Raw genomic sequence first — 22,949 nt, forward strand, 5'->3', positions numbered from 1 at the left:
AGCGATGACGACATTCGGCCGTGACGACGAGCTGCGGGGAGCGCGGTTCACGGACGCGGACCTGCGGGGGGCCCGGTTCGCCGGGGCGGACCTGTCCGGGGTCGTGATGCGGGGCGTCGAGCTGCGGGGCGTGGAGCTCGACTCGCCGTGGCTGTTCGAGGGCGGCAACGTCCTGCTGGTCAACGGCATCGACGTGCTGCCGTTCGTCGAGGCGGAGCTCAACCGGCGGTTCCCGGGGCGGGCCGCACGGCAGGCGGAGGACCCCGGCGGGCTGCGGGCGGCGTGGACAACGGTCGAGGGCGCGTGGGCGGCGACCGTCGCGCGGGCGGCGGCGCTGCCGGACGGCACGGTCGACGAGGCGGTGGACGGCGAGTGGTCGTTCGCGCAGACCCTGCGGCACCTGGTGGCCGCCACCGACATCTGGCTGGGCAAGGCGATCCTGCGGGTCGAGCAGCCGTTCCACCCCATCGGCCTGCTGTACTCCGGCGCGGAGCAGGACGGCCACGACACGTCGGTCTTCACGGCCGGGACGCCGCCGTTCGCGGAGGTGCTGGAGGCCCGGGCGGGCCGGGTCGCGATGGTCCGCGACTTCCTCGACGGCGTCACGGCCGACGAGCTGGCCGCGACCCGCCACAACCCGCACGCGCCCGAGCGCGAGGAGACCGTGCGCTCGTGCCTGCACGTGATCCTGGAGGAGGAGTGGGAGCACCACCGCTACGCCGTGCGCGACCTCGACGCGATCGAGGCCCGCGCGTCATGACGTGAGACCGGCGGGCGCGGGCGGCGGCCAGGCCACCCGCGCCCGCCCGGCTGCTCGACCCGAGTACGGGCACTCGTCAGGGCAGGTACGCGATCTGCGGCACCCACACGGTGGTGTCGTAGCCGTTGTTGCCGTTCCTGTTGACGTTGAAGTACAGCCACTCGCCCTTGGTGACGGTGATGTCGACCGGCGCGAACGGCAGCGTGGTGCCCGGCGCGACGATCGCGGCGGGGCTGTCCCATGCGGGCCACACCGTGACTACGGGCGACTTGAAGGACGACGTCGACCGGTTGATGGTGATCCGGACGCCGTCGGCGCCGCTGCCGCCGGCGGTGAAGATGCCGCCGCCGCCGGCGCTCACCCGCACCGTCCCGGTTCGTGGGGCCTGCCAGGCGCGGGCGACGTCGTAGGTGCTGCCCGGGTGCATGCCGACCGAGTCGATGAGCGCGAACTGCTCGTCGCCGTGCCAGCGCAGGTCCTGGTCGTTCCAGTTCATCATGAAGTAGCGCATGCCGGGGGCTGGGAACCGCTGCACGTAGTCCAGGCCGTTCTCGCCGTGCTTGCCCGTGTAGTCGGTGCCGAGGCTCACCGCGCTCCGGTTGAAGCCGGCGGCGTTCAGGGTCACCTTCTGCCGGTACAGCCAGCGGAACTCCTTGGCGATGTCCGTGGTCGGCTCGTCGCGCGGCCAGACGAAGTAGTAGCCGAAGTAGACGTAGAACTCCCGGCCGACCTCGCCGTTGTCGGAGCCGTCGAGGTTCACGATCGTCTCGTAGGGCGACAGCGTCGGCTTGTTCACCGCGTCGCTGTTGAGCAGCCAGGTCGGCGTCTCGAAGTGCGTCGGGTCGTCGCCGAAGGTCAGGAAGACGCCCCGCCCGGCGCCGGCGCTGCCGCCGGCCACGAGGTACTTGCCGAGGTAGGTGCTGTAGGCGGCGTCGCCATGGGTGCCGTAGTCGTTGGTCTCGCCCGCCGGCATGACCCAGCCCCCGACGCCGTTCATGCCGGGCGAGGTGAAGCCGCCGTTACGGTCGAGCTTCATCCACGTGCTGACGGTGCCGCGCCGGGCGGCGTCCAGGACCTCGGTGACCGGCGCCCGGGCCACCGTCGGGACCCCCGGCTCGGTGAAGTAGACGTAGAAGTAGCCGTCCTTGACGACGAACGGCATGCCGCCGATGTTGCCGTTGGCGCCGGTCTGCTGCTTGACCTCCGCGGCGATGGTCTTGCCGAGGATCTGGAAGTGTTCGCCGTCGTCGGTCGAGTACGCGAGGCCGCCGGCCCACCAGCCGGACGTGGCCGGGTTGGCGTTCTCGATGTGGCAGAACGCGAGCAGGTGCCCCTCGGGCGTGCGGTAGATGTTCTCGATCCACCAGGTGCCGTCGAACTGGTTCAGGTTGGTGAACCGGACACTGGCCTGGTCGTGGTAGACGGGGGTCTGCGCCGGGTGCCTGAGGTCGCCGCGGAACTTCTGCAGCCGGCCGCCGGAGGAGTGGTAGAAGTCGAAGGAGCCGTTCTTCGGCACCACCGAGACGCTCGCGTCCAGGGCGTCGTTGATGCCGATGTGCTCGAAGTCGTCGGGGCCCATCACGAGCTCGGCCTGGTCCAGGGTGAACTTGGGGGTGTAGCCGTAGCTGATCCGCGGGAACCACGAGGTCGAGTCGTTGTATGTGGTGCCGTTCTTGTTCACGTGGAACAGCAGCTGGTCACCGGCGGCGACGGTGGTCTGGAAGATGTGCTGGGCCATGAAGCCCGGCCGGATCTCCTGGTACGCGTCGGACGGCCAGACCTTGGTGAGCGTGCTGCCGCTGCGCTGGCGCACGAACGCCCGGACGCCGTCGATGTCGTGGTTGGCCGGGTCGCCGTACGCACGGCTGTCGATGGTGCCGCGCACCGTGACCGTGCCGGCCCGCGGCGCCGTCCAGCCGATCACCGCGTCGTTGACGTCGGGGTGCATCCCGCTGCGGGCGATGATGCAGAACTCGCAGTTGCCGCGCCACCGGTGCTCGAGCGGCTTCCAGTCCATGTCGCTGTAGGCGGTGCCGTCCCATTGCAGGTAGGACCATTCGTTGGTGTTCTTCGTCTCGGCGAAGCCGATCGCGTACTGGTAGTCGTCGGGTAGCGCCTCGACGGCCGCCGCGGCCGGAAGTGGTCGCAGGATCTGGAGCAGCATCAGCGCGCAGGTGACGAGCGCGAGCATGCGGAACCGTCTGTTCAACGTGAGCCCCCCGTGGCTGCCGAACCGAATGCGTGCACCGTACTGAAGGCGGTCGAAGTCAGCAACCCCGCACTTGAGCGATCGCTCAAACCGTGCCAGACTCCGTTTGAGCGATCGCTCAATGGGGAGGGGCAGTCATGAAGGTCGTCGTCGCGGGCGGGTCCGGCGGGCTCGGGCGGGCGGTGTCGCGGGACCTGACCGCGCGCGGGCACGAGGTCGTCGTGCTGAGCCGCTCGCCGGCCGCGCCGGGGTCGGGGCGGTGGGTGCGCTGGGACGGCGCGACCGTGGGCGCGTGGGCCGGTGAGCTGCGCGGCGCCGCCGTCGTCAACCTGTGCGGCGCGCTGGTGGACCGGCCGCCGACCGCGGCGAACGTCGCGCTGCTGACCCGCTCCCGCGTCGAGCCGACCCGGGCGCTCGCCCGCGCCGCCGCGGAGGTCGACGCCCGGGTGCCGGTGTGGGTGCAGATGAGCACCCTCGCCATCTACGGCGACGCCGGCGAGGCCGTGCTCGACGAGACCGCGCCCGCCGCCGACGGCCCGGCGCAGATGGCCGGCGTCGCCAGGGCCTGGGAGGAGGCGGCGGCGGACGTGCCGGCGCGGCGCAGGATCGTACTGCGCACGGGCATCGTCCTGGAGCCGGGCACGCCGGCGATGCGGCGCCTGACAGGGCTCGTGCGCTGGGGGCTCGGCGGCCGGGTCGGCGACGGGCGGCAATGGATCAGCTGGCTGCACGTCGCCGACATGCTCGCCGTCATGCGCCGGTGCCTGGACGACGGCCCGGCGCTGAGCGGGGTCATCCACGCGACGTCACCGCGGCCGGTGCGCAACGCGGAGCTCATGGCCACCCTCCGGCGGGCGCTGCACCGCCCGCCGGCACCGCCCACCCCGGCCACGCTGGTGCGGCTCGGGGCGCGGGTGCCGCGGACCGACCCGGCGCTCGCGCTGACCGGCCGTCGGTGCATCCCGGCGCGGCTGGAGGCGGCGGGCTTCCGGTTCGCCCACCCCGAGCTGCGGGGCGCGGTCGCCGACCTGCTGGCGGGCGGCCCGCGCCCGGCCCCGCACCACTGAGGACGGTCGCGCGGGCCGTGCCCACGGGTCTCGGCGAGCCCGGCGGCCGGCCGGCGGCCGTCCCGGCCCGATCGGTTGACGGTGCGGGTGGTTCGCCGCACCGGCTGACGCAGGCGTTTGGAGCGCCGCGGTGCGGGCAGCGGGCCCGCCGTGTCCTTGACTGCGCCGACGGCGGCTCCGGCGCGGTCACCCCACCTGCCGGCGCTCGACGGCGTCCGGGCCGTCGCGCTGTGCGCGGTCCTCGTCGTGCACGGCCTGCCCGGCCTGCTGCCGGGCGGGTTCCTCGGCGTGGACCTGTTCTTCGTCCTGTCCGGCTTCCTCATCACCTCGCTGCTGCTCCGCGAGGCCGAGGAGACGGGCCGGATCTCACTGGGCGGCTTCTGGCTGCGCCGGGCCCGGCGGCTGCTGCCCGCGCTGGTGCTCATGGTCGGGTTCGTGCTGCTCACCGCCCGGTGGCTGCTGCCCGCGCAGGACCCGGCGCCGCTGCGGACCGACGCACTCGCGGCGCTCACCTACTGGGCGAACTGGCGGATGGCGGACCGGGGCGGCGACTACTTCACCGGGACCGCCGCCGCGTCACCGTTGCAGCACACCTGGTCCCTCGCCATCGAGGAGCAGTTCTACCTGCTGTGGCCGCTGCTGCTGCTCCTGGCGCTGCGCCTGCCGCGGCGACGGCTCGTCATCGGGATCGGCGCGCTGCTCGGCGCGGCCGCCTCGGCGGTCACCGCCGCGTCGCTGCCGGCCACAGACGGCACCGACGGCACGGACCGGCTCTACTTCGGCACCGACACCCGGGCCTGCGCGCCGCTCATCGGCTGCGCGCTCGCGGCGGCCCTGCCGGCGCTGACCCGGCACGCCACCCTCCGCCGTTGTGCCGCGGCCGCCGGTGTACCGGTGATCTGCGCCGGCCTGGCTGCCGCGCGCGGCGACTCCCCGTGGCTGTTCCACGGCGGGCTGGCCCTGTTCGCGGTCGCGGCCGCCGCGGTCGTCGGCGAGCTCGCCGCGGCGCCGTCCTCCCCGGCCGCCCGCCTGCTGAGCGGCCGTGCCATGGTCCTGCTCGGGCGGGTCTCATACGGCGCGTACCTGTGGCACTGGCCGCTGTTCGCGGTCCTCGACGCCGACCGCACCGGGCTCACCGGCGTCCGGCTCTTCGCGGCCAGGGTGACCACGACCCTGCTCGTGGCCGCGGTCAGCTTCGTCCTGGTGGAGCAGCCGATCCGCCGTGCGGGCGCGGTCGCCGCCGGCCGACGGTGGCTGCTGCCGCTGGGCGCCACGGCGACGGCGGCCGCGGCGACGGTCCTCGCCCTGCTGGCGGGGCCGCCCGCCGTTCCGCCGCCGCCCGGCGCGGCCGCCGCGCCCCCACTGGTCACGGTCGCCGCCCCGCAAGCCACGGCCTCCGCTCCGGCCGGCGGCCCGGTGACGGCCCGCCCCGGCCGGCGCGCCGGTCCCCCGCGGGTGATGGTCATCGGCGACTCCGTGTCGTGGACCCTCGGCGCGTACTGGCCCGGCGACCCCCGCTTCGAGCTCGACAACCAGGGCGTCCAGGGCTGCGGGATCGCGGTCCTGCCGGAGCTGCGCTACGGCGGCGACCCGCACACCAACCTCCCGTACTGCGCGACGTGGCAGTACCGGTGGGGCAGCTCCGTGGCGAAGGCCGAACCCGACGTGGTGGTCGTGCTGCTGGACCGGTGGGAGCTGATGGACCGCCGGCTCGACGGCCGGTGGACCCACGTCGGCGAGCCGGACTACGACGCGTACCTCGCCGGCCAGCTCCGGACCGCGATCGACCTCGCCGCCGGGCGCGGCGCCCGGGTCGCGCTGCTGACCGCCCCGTACACGCGACGCCAGGAACGACCGGACGGCGGTCTGTGGCCCGAGGACACCCCTGAGCGCGTCGACGCGTGGAACCGCCTGCTGCGCGCCACCGCCGCCGACCACCCCAGCCACCCGGTCGTGCTCGACCTCAACCGCGTCGTCTGCCCCGACGGGAAGTTCACCTGGCAGGTGGGCAACGTCCGCGTCCGCAGCGACGGCCTCCACCTCACCCCCGAGGGTGTCCGCAGCGTCGTCGCCCCGTGGCTCGCCCCGCAACTCGCCGCCCTCGCGACCGGCTGACCGGGCGTCCTCCTCGAGGGCGGTCGTCAGTACACGGTGAGGCCGGCGGCGGCGAAGGTGTCGCGGACCCGGGTCAGGAGCGCCTCGCCCGGGGGCGGGGTGTCCCGCAGGGTGAACGGGATGCCGAGCCGGTCGTACTTGGCGGCGCCGAGGCGGTGGAACGGCAGGACGTCGACGCGTTCCACGTTGCCGAGCCCGGCGGCGAACCCGGCGACGCCCTCGACGTCCGCGGGGTCGTCGGTGAGGCCGGGGACGAGGACGTACCGCACCCAGACCGGCGTGCCGCGGCCGGCGAGGCGGCGCGCGAAGTCCAGGGTCGGGGCGACGGACCCGCCGGTGAGCCGGTGGTAGCGGGCCGGGTCCCACGCCTTGATGTCGAGCAGGACGAGGTCGGTGACGTCGAGGAGGTCGTCGCCGGCGCGGGCGCCGAGCGCGCCGGACGTGTCGAGGGCGGTGTGCAGGCCGAGCTGCCGGGCGCCGGTGAAGAGCGCGTGGGTGAACGCGGGCTGCAGCAACGGTTCGCCGCCGCTGACGGTCATGCCGCCGCCGGTGGTCCGCACGAAGTCGGTGAACGTGCGGACCTGGTCGACGACGCCGCCGGCGGTGGTCGCGGTGCCGTCGCGCATGCGCCAGGTGTCGGGGTTCTGGCAGTACAGGCAGCGCAGCGGGCACCCGGCGAGGAACGCCACGAAGCGGGTGCCGGGCCCGTCGACGCCGGTGGAGACGTCCCACGAGTGCAGCCGGCCCGGGACCGGACGCCACCGTTCGGGGGGAAGGACGGTGGCGTCCGGCCGGGTCTGGGAGGAACGCATCGGGGTCATGCCGATCCGTGGAAGGTCCGGTTGACGACGTCGCGCTGCTGCTCCGGGGTGAGCCGCACGAAGTTGACGGCGTAGCCGGACACGCGCACGGTCAGCTGCGGGTACCGCTCGGGGTGCTCCATCGCGTCCAGCAGCGTGGCCCGGTCGAGCACGTTGACGTTGAGGTGGAACCCGCCGGCGCCGATGTAGGCGTCGAGGATGCGGGCCAGGTTCGTGACCCGTTCGGCGTCGGCGCGGCCGAGGCCGTCCGGGGTGACGGTGCTGGTGAGGGAGATGCCGTCGCGGGCCGCAGCGTAGGGCAGCTTCGCCACCGACAGGGCCGAGGCGACCATGCCGTGGGTGTCGCGGCCGTTCATCGGGTTGGCGCCGGGCGCGAACGGCTCGCCGGCGCGGCGGCCGTCCGGCGTGTTGCCGGTGTGCTTGCCGTACACGACGTTGGAGGTGATGGTGAGCACCGACTGGGTGTGGATCGCGTCGCGGTAGCTGGGGTTGGCGCGGACCTTGTCCATGAACGTCTCGACCAGCCACACGGCGATGCTGTCGGCGCGGTCGTCGCCGTTGCCGTAGGCCGGGTAGTCGCCGTCCACCGTGTAGTCGACGGCGAGGCCGGTGGCGTCGCGGACCGGCGTGACGCGGGCGTAGCGGATCGCGGCGAGGCTGTCGGCGGCGACGGAGAGCCCGGCGATGCCGCAGGCCAGGAACCGGCGCACCGGGTAGTCGTGCAGCGCCATCTCGATGCGCTCGTAGGCGTACTTGTCGTGCATGCAGTGGATGATGTTGAGCGCGTCGACGTACGTGCGGGCGAGCCAGTCGAGGGTGCGGTCGAACGCCGCGAGCACCTCGCCGTAGTCCAGGACCTCGCCGGTGAGCGGTGCGGTCGCGGGCGCGACCTGGACGCCGCTCATCTCGTCGCGGCCGCCGTTGATCGCGTACAGCAGGGCCTTGGCGACGTTGACGCGCGCGCCGAAGAACTGCATGTCCTTGCCGACGCGCATCGCCGACACGCAGCAGGCGATCGCGGTGTCGTCGTCGCTGTGCCGCCGCAGCAGGTCGTCGTTCTCGTACTGGATGGCGCTGGTGTCCATCGACACCTTCGCGCAGAAGCGTTTGAACGGCTCGGGCAGCGCCGGCGACCACAGGACGGTCAGGTTCGGCTCGGGCGCCGGTCCCAGGTTGTACAGCGTCTGCAGGTACCGCAGCGACGTGCGGGTGACGAGGGTCCGGCCGCCGGCGCCCATCCCGCCGATCGACTCGGTGACCCAGGTCGGGTCGCCCGAGAACAGCTGGTCGTACTCGGGGGTGCGCAGGAAGCGGATGATGCGCAGCTTCATGACGAAGTCGTCGACGAGCTCCTGCGCGCCGCTCTCGGTGAGGACGCCCTCGTCGAGGTCGCGTTCGAGGTAGATGTCCAGGAACGTCGAGGTGCGCCCGAGCGACATCGCGGCGCCGTTCTGCTCCTTCGCGGCGGCGAGGTAGGCGAAGTACAGCCACTGCACGGCCTCCCGACCGGTGCGGGCGGGAGCCGCGATGTCGTACCCGTAGCTCGCGGCCATCGCCTTGAGCTCGTCGAGGGCGCGCAGCTGCTCGGCCAGCTCCTCGCGGTCGCGGATGACTTCGGCGGTCGACGGCCGGTCGTCCAGGGACGCCTTGTCGCGGCGCTTCTCGGCGATGAGGAAGTCGACGCCGTACAGCGGGACCCGGCGGTAGTCGCCGATGATGCGGCCGCGCCCGTACGCGTCGGGAAGGCCGGTGATGACGCCGGCCTTGCGCGCGGCGAGGATCTGCGGCGTGTACGCGTCGAACACGGCGGCGTTGTGCGTCTTGCGGAACCGGGTGAAGATCTCCTTCACGAGGGGGTCGAGCTCGTACCCGTAGGCCTTGAGCCCGTTCTCCACCATCCGCAGCCCGCCGAAGGGCATGATCGCCCTGCGCAGCGGCGCGTCGGTCTGCAGGCCCACGATCAGCTCGTGCTCGCGGTCGATGTAGCCGGGCGCGAAGGCGGTGATCGACGCGGGCGTGCGCGGGTCGACGTCGTGGATGCCGCGCTCGCGCTCCTGCGGGAACATCGCGGTCAGCAGGCCCCACACGTGCGTGGTCCGCCGCGTCGGGCCGGCGAGGAACGTCTCGTCGCCCTCGTACGGGCGGACGTTGGCCCGCACGAACCCTGCCACGTCGACCTGGTCCCGCCACGATCCGCCGCGGAAGCCGCGCCAGGCGGCGAGCCCGGCTGTGGTTTCGGCGGGGGCGCTGATGGTGGTCATCGGTTCCTCCTCGGCTCGGTTCCAGCCTCGTCCGCGGCCGACGGAGACGGCAGGGCCGTTGGTCCCGCCGCCTCCGGGACGCCCGTCACCGCGGCCGCGGCGCTCCCTGGACGAGGGCCGCCGGTCCCGGGCCGTCGGTCCCGGTCAGTACGGGTCTTCCGCCTCATCCGCCGTCTCGCGGTACGGGCGGAGGCTGACAGCGCGCACACGCATCCGACAGGGGGACCGCCGACATGGGGACACAGGCACGCACGCCGGCACGGCAGGCCCGGCAGGCCCGGGAGGCACGGCAGGCGCGAGCGGAGGCGCTGCGGCGCACCCGGCGGCGGCACCGGAACCTGGGTGTCGCCGGTGGGGTCGTCATCGTCGCGCTGCTGGCCGCGATCGCGTTCGTCCTCGTCGACGCGGCCGGCGGAGACGACGCGCCAGCACCGCCCGCCGCGCAGTCGACGGCGGCCCCGGCCGGCGCGACCGCCACCGGCGCGATCGTGACCGGGACGGGTCCGGTCACGGTGACGATCTACCTGGACTACCTCTGCCCGTACTGCGGGCGGTTCGAGCGGGCGAACAGCGGCGACCTGGAGCGTCTCGTCGCCGCCGGCACGGCCCGCCTGGAGCTGCACCCGCTCGCGTTCCTCGACCGGGCGTCGCAGGGCACCCGGTACTCCACCCGCACCGCCAACGCCGTCGCCACCGTCGCCGACCGGAGCCCGGCGAAGGTGCTCGCGTTCAGCGCCGCGCTGTTCGAGCAGCAGCCCGCGGAGGGCGGGCCCGGCCTGACCGACCAGCGGATCGCGGCGATCGCCACCGGCGCGGGCGTCCCCGCCGACGTCGCGGCGTCGTTCACCGAACGCCGCTTCGAGCGCTGGGTCGCGACGTCCACCGACTGGGCGTTCCAGCACGGCGGCGTCACCGGCACGCCGACGGTCCTGGTCAACGGCAAGGTGTTCGAGGGCGACCTGTACACGGCCGGTCCGCTGGCCGCGGCCGTCGCGGCCGCGGCATGACCGCCCTGGAGCGGGTCCGGCGGCTGCGGCACAGCAACGGCTGGATCTACGGCACGATGCTCGTGTCGGCCGTGCTGAGCCTGGTCGCGTCGTTCGTGCTGTCGGTCGACGCGGTCCGCCTCGCCGCCGATCCCGCCGCCGACCTGACCTGCGACATCAACGCCGTGCTGTCCTGCGGCACCGTCGGGCGGTCCTGGCAGGCGCAGCTGTTCGGCTTCCCGAACGCGTTCTTCGGCCTGGTCGCCGAGCCCGTCGTCATCACCGTCGCGATCGCGAGCCTCGGCGGCGTGCGCTTCCCGCGCTGGTTCATGCTGGCGGCGCAGGTCGTCTACACCATCGGCGTCGGGTTCGCCTACTGGCTGTTCTACCAGTCGTCGTACGTCATCGGCGCGCTGTGCCCGTGGTGCCTGCTGGTCACGGTGTCCACGACGCTGGTCTTCGCCACCCTGACGCACGTGAACCTCCGCGACGGCCACCTGCCGCTCCCCCGCCGCGCCGGACCGGCCCTGCGCGCCGCGATCGACGCCGACCTCGACGCCGTCGCCGTCACGATCTGGCTGCTCGTCCTCGCGCTGCTGGTCGTCGTGAAGTACGGCAGCGCCCTGGTCGCCTGACCGAGCACCCGCCGAGGACGGAGCCGACCCATGACACACACGCTGATCGTCACCGCCGTCGTCCTGATGGTGTACGGCGCCGCCGCCGCCACCGTGCTGACGATCTACCGCGCGGCCGACGTGAAGGCCCCGCGCCTGGCCCGCATGGAGTCCGACGCCGCCCGGCGCCTCGTCGCGGGTAGCCTCGACCAGGTCGGATACCGGCGGACCATGGCCGTCCTCGCCGCGCTGGACGACGTCGCCCATCCACTCACCGTCCCCGGACCGCCCCGTCAGGACGACGGCCCGGCGACCAGGTGACCTTCGGCCCGTGCGGCCGCAACGGCCACGGAGCAGCGTGGACCGTGAAGGGGGTAGGGCCATGAAAGACCTATGTGTCCGTGACGTGATGAACCCGTCGGTGGTGGTCGTGACGGCCGACTGCACCGATCGGCACGTCGCCGACGTCATCACCGAGTTCGGCGTGAGCGGCGTGCCGGTCGTCCGTGACGACGACCGGGTGATCGGGGTGATCTCCGAGGCGGATCTGCTGCCCCTGCTGCGCCCGGGCGCCGGCGACGCGCCGGCGGGCACCGCCGGCACGATGATGTCCACGCCGCCGGTCACGGTGACCGCCGGGTCGCGGGTGAGCGCCGCCGCCGGGCTGATGGAGCGGCACCGGGTGAAGCGGCTGCCGGTGCTCGACGACGACACCGGCACCCTCGTCGGGATCGTGACCCGCCGGGACCTGCTGCGCGGTGCGCTGCGCTCCGACGAGGCGATCGAACGGGAGCTCATGGACGAGCTGCTCATCCACGGGCTGTGCCTCGGGGACGACGGCGTCACCGCCGACGTCCACGACGGCACGGTGACCTTGTGCGGCGCCGCCGCGCGGCGGCGGGACGCCATGGTCGCGGCCAGGATCGCCGGCGGGCTCGACGGCGTGGTCTCCGTGGTCGACCACATCAGCGTGCCGGCCGCCCCGCAGCCCCGTGGATGACCGCCGACCGGACGGCGGACTGCCTGCCGGACGGCAAGGTCGTCCGGGTCCGGACGATCGCGGTCGCTGAAAGTTACAGCGGCGTTTGACTTCATCGATGCACTCCGATAGCTTCGCCGACACCCTTGGGAAAGCCCTTTCCCCGTGAGGAGTCGCGTCATGAAGCGTCGCTGGCGCATCAGTGTGCTCATCGGGACGGCGGTGACCACGCTGCTGGGCGTGGGCGTCGTCGTCGCCCTGCCGGCCGCGTCGGCGGCCACGGTCGACACGTCCGCCTGGTACGTGATCGTCAACCGCAACAGCGGCAAGGCTATGGACCTGTGGGAGTGGTCAACCGCCGACGGCGCCCCGGTCAACCAGTTCACCCGCAACGACCTCGCCGTCCAGCAGTGGCAGTTCGTGCCCACCGACAACGGCTACTACCAGATCAGGTCGCGGCACAGCGGCAAGGTCCTCGAGCTCGCCAACGCGAGCGACGGAGCCGGCCTGTACCAGCAGACCGCCGCCGCCGGGAACAACCGGCAGCAGTTCACGCTGAAGGACTCCGCCGGCGGCTACGTGCGGCTGCTCAGCCGGCACAGCGGCAAGGCCCTCGACGTCTGGGAGTGGTCGACCGCCGACGGGGCCCGCATCTCGCAGTACACCGACACCGACGGTGCCAACCAGCAGTGGACCCTCGCCCGCGTCGGCAGTGGCACGCCGACGACGTCGCCGCCGTCCGGCGGGTGCGGCACCGGCTCCTTCAACGCCGAGGCGGTGCTCAACGGCGGCACGTGGACGGCGCGCAACGGCGGCACCACCGCATACACGGGCACCGACATGCGCGCGGCCGTGCAGGCCGCCGTCAACAGCCTGACAGCCGGGCGGACCTCGAAGCAGCGCGTCGTCGTGCGCGGCTCCGGCACGATCAGCGCCGGCGCCCGCATCTCGCTGCCCAGCTACACCACGATCGACGTCTGCGGCACGATCAACGTCACCGGCACGGGCTCGGGCGACCAGGCGCCGATCTACTCGCGCGGCACCACCGACGTCGAGGTGCAGCACCTCACGCTGACCGGCGCCCCGCTGTACGGCATCTTCATGCGCAACGTCACGAACGTCGTGCTCGGGCAGATCGACATGCGGCTGTCCGGCGGCCTCGGCGTGCGCATCGACAACCGCGGCGACACCAGCCAGTGGACCCGCAACGTCCGGATCGGCACGGTGTACGTGTCGGGCGCGAGCTCGCACGCGGTCGAGACGTACGGCGTCGACGGCATCACCATCGGCACGGTGACCGCGCGCAACGTCGGCGAGTCGGGCCTGCTGCTCAACCAGACCGTCAACGCGACGGTCGGCACCGTCGACGCGGAGAACGCCGGGACGGGCACCGGGTACGCGGCGTTCCGGATGGCCAACCGCAACGGGCGCATCGGCAGTTCGTACACCACGAACATCCGCGTCGGGACGGTCCGTGCGCGCGGCGGCGGCCGGGGCATCTTCTGCGTCTCGGAGAGCGGCGGCGCCGTCGTCGACCGGGTCGACATCGCCGACACCGGCAACAACGCCGTCCTGATCGAGAACTGCTACAACGTCACCGTCGCCACGAACGGCGGCACGATCAGCGGCGGCGGCGAGGTCCGGCTGGCCGAGCGGACCGAGTTCCCCGGCAACACCGACATCACGCTGCGCAACTTCACGCTGACGAACAACCGGATCGTCGAGAACCCGTGCACGGACCGGCTCACGATCTCCGACGTGACGCTGAACAACTCGACGATCACCCGCTGCTGAACCCCGCCCGGCGCCTGTCGGGTCATCGGTCGCCGCCGCGGCCGACCGGCCGATACGTCCGGCGGGCGGCTGACAGGCGCCGGGTGCGGTTCGGTGGCACTCCCGGTCCGGGCCCTGCCGTCCGGCGGCTCCGGCCCGAATGATGGGGCGGGCCCGTCGATCACGGGCAGCCGGAAGGAGTGCAAGGTGCGCAACACACGCAGGCGGGGCAGGCGGGGGCTGCTGCGGGCGGCGGCCGCGGCGGCGGCGCTGCTGCCGGTGGTCATCGGCGGCACGGCCGGCGGCACCCAGTCGATCGCGTCGGCGGCGCACCGGGCATCGGACGCCTGGGCGTCGAACATCTGGATGGGCACGGCCGCCTCGGGCGCGGGCCTCTCGCTGGCCGACGTGCGCAAGACCATCGGCGCGGCCACCGGCACGGCCGCCGGCCTCACCGGCGCCGGGGTCGGTGTCGCGCTGATCGACACCGGCATCGCGCCGGTGCCCGGGATGCCCGCCGCGCAGATCATCAACGGGCCGGACCTGTCGTTCGAGTCGCAGTCGTCGAACCTGCGCTACCTCGACACGTACGGGCACGGCACGCACATGGCCGGCATCATCGTCGCCAACGACAGCACGACCGGCACCGTCGGCCTGGCCCCCAAGGTGAAGCTCACCTCCGTCAAGGTCGGCACATCCAACGGCGCCGTGGACGCGTCGCAGATGATCGCCGCGATCGACTGGGTGGTGGCGCACCGCAACGACGACCCCGCCAGCCCGATCCGGGTCATCAACCTGTCCTACGGCACCGGCGGCACGCCGAACTACTGGACCGACCCGGTGGCCTTCGCCGCGGAGCAGGCCTGGAAGGCCGGCATCGTCGTCATCGCCGCCGTCGGCAACGACGGCAAGCAGATGACCGACCCGGCCACCGACCAGTTCATCCTCAACGTCGGCTCGGCCGACACCCGCGGCACACTGTCCACATCGGACGACACCATCTCGGCGTTCACCAGCCTGACGTACAACGGCCCGTCCAACCGCCGCACCGACCTGCTGGCACCCGGCCAGTCGATCCTGTCGCTCGCCGACCCCGGCTCCAACATCGACGTGTCCTACACCTCCGCCCGGGTCGGGACGACCCTGTTCCGCGGCAGCGGCACCTCCCAGGCGACCGCGGTCACCAGCTCCGCCGTCGCGCTGCTGCTGCAGGCCCGCCCGTCGCTCACACCGGACCAGGTCAAGTACCTGCTGATGGCCAACGGCGACGTCCTGACCAGCGGCAACGCGGCCGGTCTCGGATACCGCGAGCTCAACCTCGGCAAGGCCCTGGCCGCGCCGACGCCGAACGTGAAGCAGAACTTCACCTGGTCCAACGGGTCCGGCCCGATCGAGGACGCCCGCGGCGGCAGCCACGTCGTCCGCGACAACGTCGCCCTCACCGGTGAGGCCACCATCTGGGGCACCCTCAGCACCGGCGCCTGGGCGTCGCGCAGCGCGTCGCAGAGCTCGTGGTCGGGCGGGCAGTGGATGGGCCACCAGGTGACCGGCAGCGGCTGGACCGGGACGTCCTGGGCGTCGAAGACGTGGGCCGTCTCCGCCTGGTCCGGCACCCCGTGGGGCGCCGCCACCACCTGGTCGGACCCGGGCTGGTCGGGCCACTACTGGTCCGGGCACTACTGGTCCAGCGGCACGTGGAGCGGCCACTACTGGTCCAGCGAGGACTGGTCCACCGCCAGCTGGGACTGAACCCCGGCAACGAGGACGCCCAGGCGCTGCATGCCTGGGCGTCCTCGCGCATTCGTCAGAACATGACCGGGGCGCGGTAGGGCTTCGGCTGGTCGGCGGTGTCGTCCCGGTCGAACGACAGGTGGCTGACCACGTCGACGACGCCGTCGACGCGCTCGATCTGGCGGACGAGCGGCGGGACGAGCGAGCCGCGATCGACCTCGCCGAGCAGGGTGACGACGCCGTCGTCGACCTCGACCCGCAGCTGCGACCGGTCGATGCCGACGAGGTCGTCGACGGCCTCGGTGAGGATCTCGCGGCGGATGTCCTCGTCGGTGCGCAGGAACACCTTCAGCAGGTCGCGGCGGGTGACCATGCCGATGAGGCGGCCCAGGTCGTCGACGACCGGCAGGCGCTTCAGCTCGTCGGTCTCCATGATGCGGGCGGCGGCGACCACGGACGTGGTGCTCAGCACGGTGACGGCCGGGGCGTTCATCAGCTCGCCCGCGGCGGTCGCGTGGGCCTTGCCGCGCGCCTGGCGGGTGTGCCGGCCCTCGAACAGCCGCGGGTGGTCGTCATCGCCGGCGAACTCGATCTTCGGCACCAGGTCGGCCGAGGACACGACGCCGACGACCCGGTCGTGCGCGTCGACCACCGGCACCGCGTTGATCTCGTGCGCCTCCAGGAGGTCGACGATCTCCTTGAACGGCGTGTCCTCCTGCACGGAAATCGCGCCGATCGTCATCACGTCGGCGACGTTCCAGCGTCCCATGGCCTGCCTCCTGCTCAATCCGTCGCTGTCTGCTGAGCCGAACGTATGGCCCGCGGGCACCCCGCGGCAGGGCACAACGGCACCTCCACGGGTGCCGTTCGACCGGCCCGTGCCACCGGGTCCAACGGCCCTGTCCGCGGCCGGAAACCGTGCCTAGCGTCGAGTCGGAATATCGTGGAGGTGCACCGTGACCGTGCCGACCATCGGCGAGCGCGCAGGCCTGCAACAGCTGGTTGACGTCGTCGAGGCGTCCCGCGCGTCGCACGTCGCGGTCGTCGACGAGTTCGGCCGGCTGCTCGGCGCCATCGACACCGCCGACCACCCCGACCTGTTCGGCGGCCTGTTCGGCGGCGAAGGCGGTCCCCGCGTCGCGGGCACACCCCGGCACCGGCGCCGCCGGGACGCCAGGCGCCACGCGGCGGCCGGCGACCTCATGGCCGACGCCGTCGTGGTCGGCGAGGCCTGGTCGCCGGCGCGGGCCGCGCACACGCTCACCACCGCCGGAGCGGACGTCGCGTACGTCGTCGACGACCTCGGCTGCGTCCGGGGCACCGTCACCATCCGCCAGTGCCGACCGGCGCCGGCGGCGCACACCGTGCCGAAGGAGGCCGGCCGTGACCAAGTACGTGTATGACTTCGCGGAGGGCAGCAAGGAGCTCAAGGACCTGCTCGGCGGCAAGGGCGGCAACCTCGCCGAGATGGCGAACCTCGGGCTGCCCGTGCCGCCCGGCTTCACCGTCACGACCGACGCCTGCCGGGCGTACCTGCGCGGCGGCGACGAGCCGTTCGGCCTGGCCGACGAGATCGGCCTGCATCTGGAGCGGCTCGAACGGCAGGCCGGCCGGCGGCTCGGCGACCCGGACGATCCGCTGCTGGTGTCGGTGCGCTCCGGCGCGAAGTTCTCGATGCCGGGCATGATGGAGACCATCCTGAACGTCGGGCTGAGCGACGCGACCGTCGCCGGCCTCGCCACGCAGACCGGCGGCGACGCGCGGTTCGCCTGGGACTCCTACCGGCGGCTGATCCAGATGTACGGCAGGACCGTGTGCGGGGTGCCCGGCGAGGCCTTCGAGCGCGCCCTCGACGACGCCAAACGCGCCGCGGGCACCACCGACGACCTGGGCCTCGACGCGGCCGCGCTGCGGGGGCTCGTCACGCGGTACCGCGAGATCTTCCGCGAGCACACCGGCCACGAGTTCCCGCAGGACGCGCGGGAGCAGCTCGACCAGTCGATCCGCGCCGTCTTCAACTCGTGGAACGGCGAGCGGGCCGTGCTCTACCGCCGGCAGGAGCACATCCCGGCGGACCTCGGCACCGCCGTCAACATCGTCGCCATGGTCTTCGGCAACCTCGGCCCGGACTCCGGGACCGGCGTGGCGTTCACCCGCGACCCGGCCACCGGCGCGCCCGGCGTCTACGGCGACTACCTCGCCAACGCCCAGGGCGAGGACGTCGTCGCCGGCATCCGCAACACCGTGCCGCTGCAGCAGCTCGCCTCCCTCGACAAGCACGCCTACGACGAGCTGATGGTCATCATGGCGAAGCTGGAGGCGCACTACCGCGACCTGTGCGACATCGAGTTCACCATCGAGCGCGGCAAGCTGTGGATGCTGCAGACGCGCGTCGGCAAGCGGACCGCGGCGGCCGCGTTCGTCATCGCCGCGCAGCTCGTCGACGAGGGCGTCATCGACCTCGACGAGGCGCTGCACCGGGTGACCGGCGCCCAGCTGGCGCAGCTGATGTTCCCGGCGTTCGACCTCTCCCGGGCGCCCGAGCGGCTGGCCCGGGGTGTCGCGGCGTCCCCGGGCGCCGCGGTCGGCGCGGTGGTCTTCGACGCGAAGCGGGCGGCGGCGCTGGCCGCGCGGGGCGAGCGGGTCATCCTGGTGCGGCGGGAGACCAACCCCGACGACCTGCCCGGCATGATCGCCGCGCAGGGGATCCTGACCAGCCGCGGCGGCAAGACCTCGCACGCGGCGGTGGTCGCCCGCGGCATGGGCAAGACGTGCGTGTGCGGCGCCGACCGCATCGAGGTCCACGATGGACACTTCACAGCGGACGGCCGGACGGTGGCCGAGGGCGACGTCGTGTCGATCGACGGCAGCGCCGGCACCGTGTACCTCGGCGCCGTGCCGGTGCAGGAGTCGCCGGTCGTCCGGCACTTCGAAGGCACGCTCTCCCCCGGCGCCGACCCGCTGGTCGCGGCCGTCGACCGGATCCTCGCCCACGCCGACAAGGTGCGGCGCCTCGGCGTGCGGGCCAACGCCGACACCGCGGACGACGCCGCCCGCGCCCGCCGGTTCGGCGCCCAGGGCATCGGGCTGTGCCGCACCGAGCACATGTTCCTCGGCGAGCGGCGGCCGCTGGTCGAGCGGCTCATCCTCGCCGGCACCGACGACGAACGCGACAAGGCCCTCGCCGATCTGCTCCCCTTGCAACGTGCCGACTTCGAGCGGCTGTTCGAGGCGATGAACGGGCTGCCGGTGACGGTCCGGCTCATCGACCCGCCGCTGCACGAGTTCCTGCCGCCGCTGGACGAGCTGGCAGTGCGGGTCGCGCTCGAGGAGTCGCGCGGCGAGCCGGACGGGCACGACCGGGCGCTGCTCGACGCGGTCCATCGGATGCACGAGGAGAACCCGATGCTCGGCCTGCGCGGGGTCCGGCTCGGCCTGGTCGTGCCCGGACTGTTCGCGATGCAGATCCGCGCCGTGGCCGAGGCGACGCTCGCCTGCCGCGAACGCGGGGTCACGGTCCGGCCGGAGATCATGGTGCCGCTCGTGGGCGCCGTGCAGGAGCTGGAGGCCGTCCGCGAGGAGGCGCAACAGCTGCTGGGGTCGCTCGGCGTGCAGGCCCGGGTCGGCACGATGATCGAGGTGCCGCGCGCCGCCCTGACCGCCGGCGAGATCGCCCGCGCGGCCGACTTCTTCTCCTTCGGTACCAACGACCTCACCCAGATGGGGTGGGGCTTCTCCCGCGACGACGTCGAGGGCGCGTTCTTCACCCGCTACCTGGAGCTGGGCATCTTCGGCGTCTCGCCGTTCGAGTCGATCGACCGCGACGGGGTCGGCAGGCTGGTCCGCATCGCGGTCGACGAGGGCCGCCGGACCCGGCCGGACCTGCACATCGGGGTCTGCGGCGAGCACGGCGGCGACCCCGCCTCCATCCACTTCTTCCACGACGCCGGGCTCGACTACGTCTCCTGCTCGCCCTTCCGGGTGCCGGTCGCCCGGCTCGAGGCGGGCCGCTGCGCGGTCGTCGCGACCGGTTCCGACTCACGGTAAGGGAGCTGAGATGAACATCCAACGAGTCGTCGTCGGGTACGACGGATCCGACGAGGCACGCAAGGCGGTCGACTGGGCCGCCGCCGAGGCCGCGCGGGCGCGTGCCCAGCTGCGGATCGTGCACGGCTACCAGGTCGTGTGGCCCGGTGTGTACTACGACGTCACGGCCGAGCTGATCGAGGCGGCGGAGCGGGCCGGTGAGCAGCTCGTCGCCGAGGCCGTCGCCCGGGTCCGCGACCGCCACGAAGGGCTCGACGTCGTCGGCGTCGCCGTCCACGCGCCCGGCGCGGCGACGCTGCTCGACCTGGGCGAGGCCGCCGGCCTGCTGGTCGTCGGCAGCCGCGGCGCCGGCGGGGTCAGCAACCTGCTGCTGGGCTCGGTGAGCCAGCAGGTCGCCACGCACGCCCGCACGCCCGTCGCGGTCGTGCGCGGGCACTCCGACGCGGTCACCGGCCCGGTCATGGTCGGGGTCGACGGCTCGCCGTCGGCGGAGACGGCGCTGCGGCTGGCGTTCGAGGCGGCCGCCGCGCGCGGCACCGAGCTCGTGGCGGTCCGCGCCTTCGTGCCGCCGTCACCGGTGCTGGTCCCGCGTGAGGCCGCCGAGGCGGCGGAGCGGGCGGCGCTGGAGTCGTCGCTGGCCGGGTGGCGCGAGCGGTACCCCGGCGTGAAGGTCGAGGCGCTGCTGGCCGCCGGACGGGCCGCCAAGGTGCTCATCGGCGTGTCGCACACGGCGCAGCTGGTGGTGGTCGGCAGCCGCGGGCACGGCGGGTTCGCCGGGCTGCTGCTGGGGTCGGTCGGGCAGCAGCTGATGCAGCACGCCGAGTGCCCGGTGCTGATCGCGCACGCGCCGTCGGCCACCTGAGCCGCTGGTCCTACGGCGAAGGTCCCGCCCTGCGCGGGACCTTCGCCGCTGGGCGGTGGGGGTGGACGGTGGGAGGGTCTAGGCATGACCACGACGTTGACGGACCCGGCCGGGCTCAGCGCCAGGGAGGTCACCGTGCTGCGGGAGCGGCACGGGCGTAACGAGCTTCCGGCCGCGCCGCCACCGTCCATCGTCGCGCGGATCGGCGTGCAGCTGCGGGACCCGCTGATCGTCGTGCTGCTGGTCGCCATGGTCGTGACCGCGGCCCTGCGGGACGTCAGCGACCTGGTCGTCATCGCGCTGGTGATCGTCCTCAACACCACCGTCGGCGTCGTGCAGGAGCTGCGCGCCGACCGGGCGGTGGCGGCGCTGCGCCGCATGGCCGCCCCGTCCGCCAGGGTCCGCCGCGACGGCGCCGACGTCTCCGTCCCCGCCGCCGAGCTGGTGCCCGGCGACGTCGTGCGGGTCGAGGCCGGCGACATCGTCCCGGCCGACCTGCGGGTCGTCGAGGCGGTCCGGCTGGCCCTGGACGAGTCGGCGCTCACCGGCGAGTCGATGACGGTGGCCCGGTCCGCCGGCGACGAGCTGTCCGCGGGCACCGTCACCGCCACCGGGCGCGCCACCGGTGTCGTCGTGCGCACGGGCGAGCACAGCGCGCTGGGCCGCATCGCAGCCCTGGTCGCCGGGCAGCCGCGGCGGCAGACGCCGCTCCAGCGCCGGCTCGTCGGGCTCGGCAAGGTCCTCGCCCTGGCCGCGGTCGCGCTGTCCGGGGTGGTGTTCCTGGTCGGCGTGCTGCGCGGCCAGCCGGTCGCCGAGATGATGCTGGCCGCGGTGAGCCTCACCGTCGCCGCCGTGCCCGAGTCGCTGCCGGCGGTCGTGACCCTGGCCCTGGCCCTCGGCGCGCACCGGATGGCACGGCGGTCGGCGATCGTGCGCCGGCTGCCCGCCGTGGAGACCCTCGGCTCCGTCACCGTCCTCGCCACCGACAAGACCGGCACGCTCACCGAAGGGCTGATGAGCGTCGAGCGGCTCCTGCTGCCCGACGGCGGCGAGATCACCCTGACCGGCACCGGCTACGCCCCTACCGGGACCGCGACACCCGAGCCGGGCGCCGCCGGGCTCGAGCTCGCCCGGGCGCTGGTGCTGTGCAACGACGCGGACCTCGACCACGCCCGACCTGCGTGGGCGCCGGTCGGCGACCCGATGGAGGCCGCCCTGCTCGCCGCCGCCGGACGGTGCGGCGTCGACCTGGCGGTGCGGCAGGAGTTCCCCCGCGTGGCCGAGGTCCCGTTCGACGCCGTGCGACGCCGCATGACCACCGTCCACGCCGACCCTGCCGGCGGATACCTGGTCGTGTCCAAGGGCGCACCCGACGTGCTGCTCACCGCCACACCGCCGGCACCCACCACCGACGCCCACATGCCACTCACCACCGATGACCACCGGGCTCTTGCCATCGAGGGCTACCGTGCGCTTGCCGCTGAGGGCTATCGGGTGCTCGCCGTCTCCGGTGCGCACCGGGACTCCATACCGACGCCTGAGGACGCCGAACGGGACCTGCGGCCGCTCGGGCTGGTCGCCCTCATCGACCCGGTGCGGAAGGCGGCGCCGGCGGCCGTGGCCGCGTTGCGGGACGCGGGCATCGAGGTCATCCTCATCACCGGGGACCACCCGGCGACGGCTGCTGCGATCGCCGAACGGGTCGGCCTCGCCACCCCCGGTGCAAGGGTCGCGCTCGGCACCGACCCGACCAGCCCCGCCGCGCCACCTCACGGCCCGGACGGCGCCGCGCCTCCCCACAGCCTGGGCATCGATGCGCCGCAGAACGTGGTGGGCGGTGCGGTGCCCGTCGTGTATGCACGGACCAGTCCCGAGCAGAAGCTGACCATCATCGAAGGACTCCAGCGCGGTGGCGGCGTCGTGGCCATGACCGGCGACGGTGTGAACGACGCGCCGGCTCTGCGCCGGGCCGACATCGGGGTCGCGATGGGCCGTGGCGGCACCGAGGCCGCGCGCCAGGCCGCGGACCTCGTCCTCGCTGACGACAACCTCGCCACCGTCGCCACAGCGGTGCGTGAGGGGCGGCGCATCTACGCCAACATCCGCCGCTTCCTCGTGTACGCGTTGTCCGGCGGTGCCGCCGAGGTGCTCGTCATGCTCGCCGGGCCGTGGCTGGGCATGCCCGTGCCGTTGCTGCCGGCGCAGATCTTGTGGATCAACATGATCACGCACGGGCTGCCGGGTGTCGCGCTGGGCGGCGAGCCTGCCGCACCCGACCTGATGCGGCGACCGCCGCGCCGCCCGGACCAGGCGATCCTCGGTGGGCTGGCCGCGCCGATCGTCGTCACGAGCGCGCTGATCACGGCCACGGTCCTGGCCGCGACGCTGTGGACGCGGCACGCCGGCGGTCCGTGGCAGAGCGTGCTGTTCCTGGTGCTCGGCCTCGCCCAGCTCGGCGTCGCCCTCGCCCTGCGGGCCCGTGGCGGCGGGCAGCGCAACTGGAGCCTGGACGCCGCCGTCGGCCTGTCCCTCGTCCTGCAGCTCGCCGCCGTCTGGCTCCCGCCGCTGCAGTCCCTGCTCGGCACGACGCCGCTGACCCTGACCCAGACGCTGGCCTGCGCTGCGGCGGCCGCCGTCCCGGGCCTGGTGACCTTCCTTCTCGGCCACCACGTCCGGCGGGCCGCTCCGACCAGATAACCGCTGTGTCCGGCCGGACCGCCTGCT

At 73.5% G+C, this 22,949-nt stretch carries 17 protein-coding genes; 13 read left to right on the top strand and 4 right to left on the bottom strand.

What is annotated here, in order from left to right; translation table 11 throughout:
- Window positions 1-4: 4 nt before the first annotated feature.
- The gene (locus tag ACQEVZ_RS05220) at window positions 5-760 is read left to right on the top strand and encodes a DinB family protein (protein ID WP_433361976.1); all 756 of its coding nucleotides are present in this window, start codon (window positions 5-7) and stop codon (window positions 758-760) included.
- 76 nt (window positions 761-836) lie between these two features.
- Here the strand turns inward: ACQEVZ_RS05220 and ACQEVZ_RS05225 are convergent, their stop codons facing one another.
- On the bottom strand, window positions 837-2,969 hold the full coding sequence (locus ACQEVZ_RS05225; RefSeq protein ID WP_433361979.1) for a hypothetical protein: 2,133 nt from the start codon (window positions 2,967-2,969) through the stop codon (window positions 837-839).
- 137 nt (window positions 2,970-3,106) lie between these two features.
- Between ACQEVZ_RS05225 and ACQEVZ_RS05230 the strand changes: the two genes are divergently transcribed.
- Complete coding sequence (locus ACQEVZ_RS05230; RefSeq protein WP_433361982.1) at window positions 3,107-4,036, top strand: TIGR01777 family oxidoreductase; 930 nt, start codon at window positions 3,107-3,109, stop codon at window positions 4,034-4,036.
- Window positions 4,037-4,186: 150 nt separating this feature from the next.
- Window positions 4,187-6,151, top strand: a complete 1,965-nt coding sequence (locus ACQEVZ_RS05235; protein WP_433361985.1) for an acyltransferase family protein — start codon at window positions 4,187-4,189, stop codon at window positions 6,149-6,151.
- A gap of 26 nt (window positions 6,152-6,177) precedes the next feature.
- Here the strand turns inward: ACQEVZ_RS05235 and pflA are convergent, their stop codons facing one another.
- Together pflA and pflB are read right to left on the bottom strand one after the other, a co-directional pair.
- Window positions 6,178-6,963 (bottom strand): pyruvate formate-lyase-activating protein, encoded by a 786-nt coding sequence (pflA, locus tag ACQEVZ_RS05240; protein WP_433376628.1) that lies wholly within the window; start codon window positions 6,961-6,963, stop codon window positions 6,178-6,180.
- Between the two features lie 5 nt (window positions 6,964-6,968).
- Entirely contained in the window at window positions 6,969-9,233 is a 2,265-nt protein-coding gene (pflB, locus tag ACQEVZ_RS05245) for a formate C-acetyltransferase (protein WP_433361988.1), read from the bottom strand.
- 233 nt (window positions 9,234-9,466) lie between these two features.
- Here pflB and ACQEVZ_RS05250 point away from each other — a divergent pair, with 233 nt between their 5' ends.
- The 6 genes from ACQEVZ_RS05250 to ACQEVZ_RS05275 all read left to right on the top strand — a co-directional run bounded on the left by ACQEVZ_RS05250 (window position 9,467) and on the right by ACQEVZ_RS05275 (window position 15,334).
- Window positions 9,467-10,240 (top strand): DsbA family protein, encoded by a 774-nt coding sequence (locus ACQEVZ_RS05250; RefSeq protein WP_433361991.1) that lies wholly within the window; start codon window positions 9,467-9,469, stop codon window positions 10,238-10,240.
- The gene (locus ACQEVZ_RS05255) at window positions 10,237-10,854 is read left to right on the top strand and encodes a vitamin K epoxide reductase family protein (RefSeq protein ID WP_433361994.1); all 618 of its coding nucleotides are present in this window, start codon (window positions 10,237-10,239) and stop codon (window positions 10,852-10,854) included. The genes ACQEVZ_RS05250 and ACQEVZ_RS05255 overlap by 4 nt, the downstream gene beginning before the upstream one ends.
- A 30-nt stretch (window positions 10,855-10,884) precedes the next feature.
- Complete coding sequence (locus ACQEVZ_RS05260; RefSeq protein WP_433361997.1) at window positions 10,885-11,154, top strand: hypothetical protein; 270 nt, start codon at window positions 10,885-10,887, stop codon at window positions 11,152-11,154.
- 61 nt (window positions 11,155-11,215) lie between these two features.
- On the top strand, window positions 11,216-11,833 hold the full coding sequence (locus ACQEVZ_RS05265) for a CBS domain-containing protein (RefSeq protein WP_344505776.1): 618 nt from the start codon (window positions 11,216-11,218) through the stop codon (window positions 11,831-11,833).
- 159 nt (window positions 11,834-11,992) lie between these two features.
- Window positions 11,993-13,606: an RICIN domain-containing protein gene (locus tag ACQEVZ_RS05270; RefSeq protein ID WP_433362002.1), complete on the top strand. Its 1,614-nt coding sequence runs from the start codon at window positions 11,993-11,995 to the stop codon at window positions 13,604-13,606.
- Window positions 13,607-13,792: 186 nt separating this feature from the next.
- Entirely contained in the window at window positions 13,793-15,334 is a 1,542-nt protein-coding gene (locus ACQEVZ_RS05275) for a S8 family serine peptidase (protein ID WP_433362005.1), read from the top strand.
- A 55-nt stretch (window positions 15,335-15,389) separates the two neighbouring features.
- Here ACQEVZ_RS05275 and ACQEVZ_RS05280 read toward each other — a convergent pair whose 3' ends face one another.
- Complete coding sequence (locus tag ACQEVZ_RS05280; protein WP_433362008.1) at window positions 15,390-16,085, bottom strand: CBS domain-containing protein; 696 nt, start codon at window positions 16,083-16,085, stop codon at window positions 15,390-15,392.
- Between the two features lie 187 nt (window positions 16,086-16,272).
- Between ACQEVZ_RS05280 and ACQEVZ_RS05285 the strand changes: the two genes are divergently transcribed.
- The 4 genes from ACQEVZ_RS05285 to ACQEVZ_RS05300 all read left to right on the top strand — a co-directional run bounded on the left by ACQEVZ_RS05285 (window position 16,273) and on the right by ACQEVZ_RS05300 (window position 22,922).
- Window positions 16,273-16,719 (top strand): hypothetical protein, encoded by a 447-nt coding sequence (locus ACQEVZ_RS05285; RefSeq protein ID WP_433362011.1) that lies wholly within the window; start codon window positions 16,273-16,275, stop codon window positions 16,717-16,719.
- Window positions 16,700-19,363, top strand: coding sequence for a pyruvate, phosphate dikinase (gene ppdK / locus ACQEVZ_RS05290; RefSeq protein ID WP_433362014.1), 2,664 nt, complete (start codon window positions 16,700-16,702; stop codon window positions 19,361-19,363). Before ACQEVZ_RS05285 ends, ppdK begins: the two co-directional genes overlap by 20 nt.
- 10 nt (window positions 19,364-19,373) lie before the next feature.
- Window positions 19,374-20,225 (top strand): universal stress protein, encoded by an 852-nt coding sequence (locus tag ACQEVZ_RS05295; protein WP_433362017.1) that lies wholly within the window; start codon window positions 19,374-19,376, stop codon window positions 20,223-20,225.
- 84 nt (window positions 20,226-20,309) lie between these two features.
- Complete coding sequence (locus tag ACQEVZ_RS05300) at window positions 20,310-22,922, top strand: cation-translocating P-type ATPase (protein ID WP_433362020.1); 2,613 nt, start codon at window positions 20,310-20,312, stop codon at window positions 22,920-22,922.
- The last annotated feature ends 27 nt before the right edge of the window (window positions 22,923-22,949 follow it).

Source organism: Dactylosporangium sp. CA-152071 (genome assembly GCF_050936335.1).
Classification (GTDB): Bacteria; Actinomycetota; Actinomycetes; order Mycobacteriales; family Micromonosporaceae; genus Dactylosporangium; species Dactylosporangium maewongense.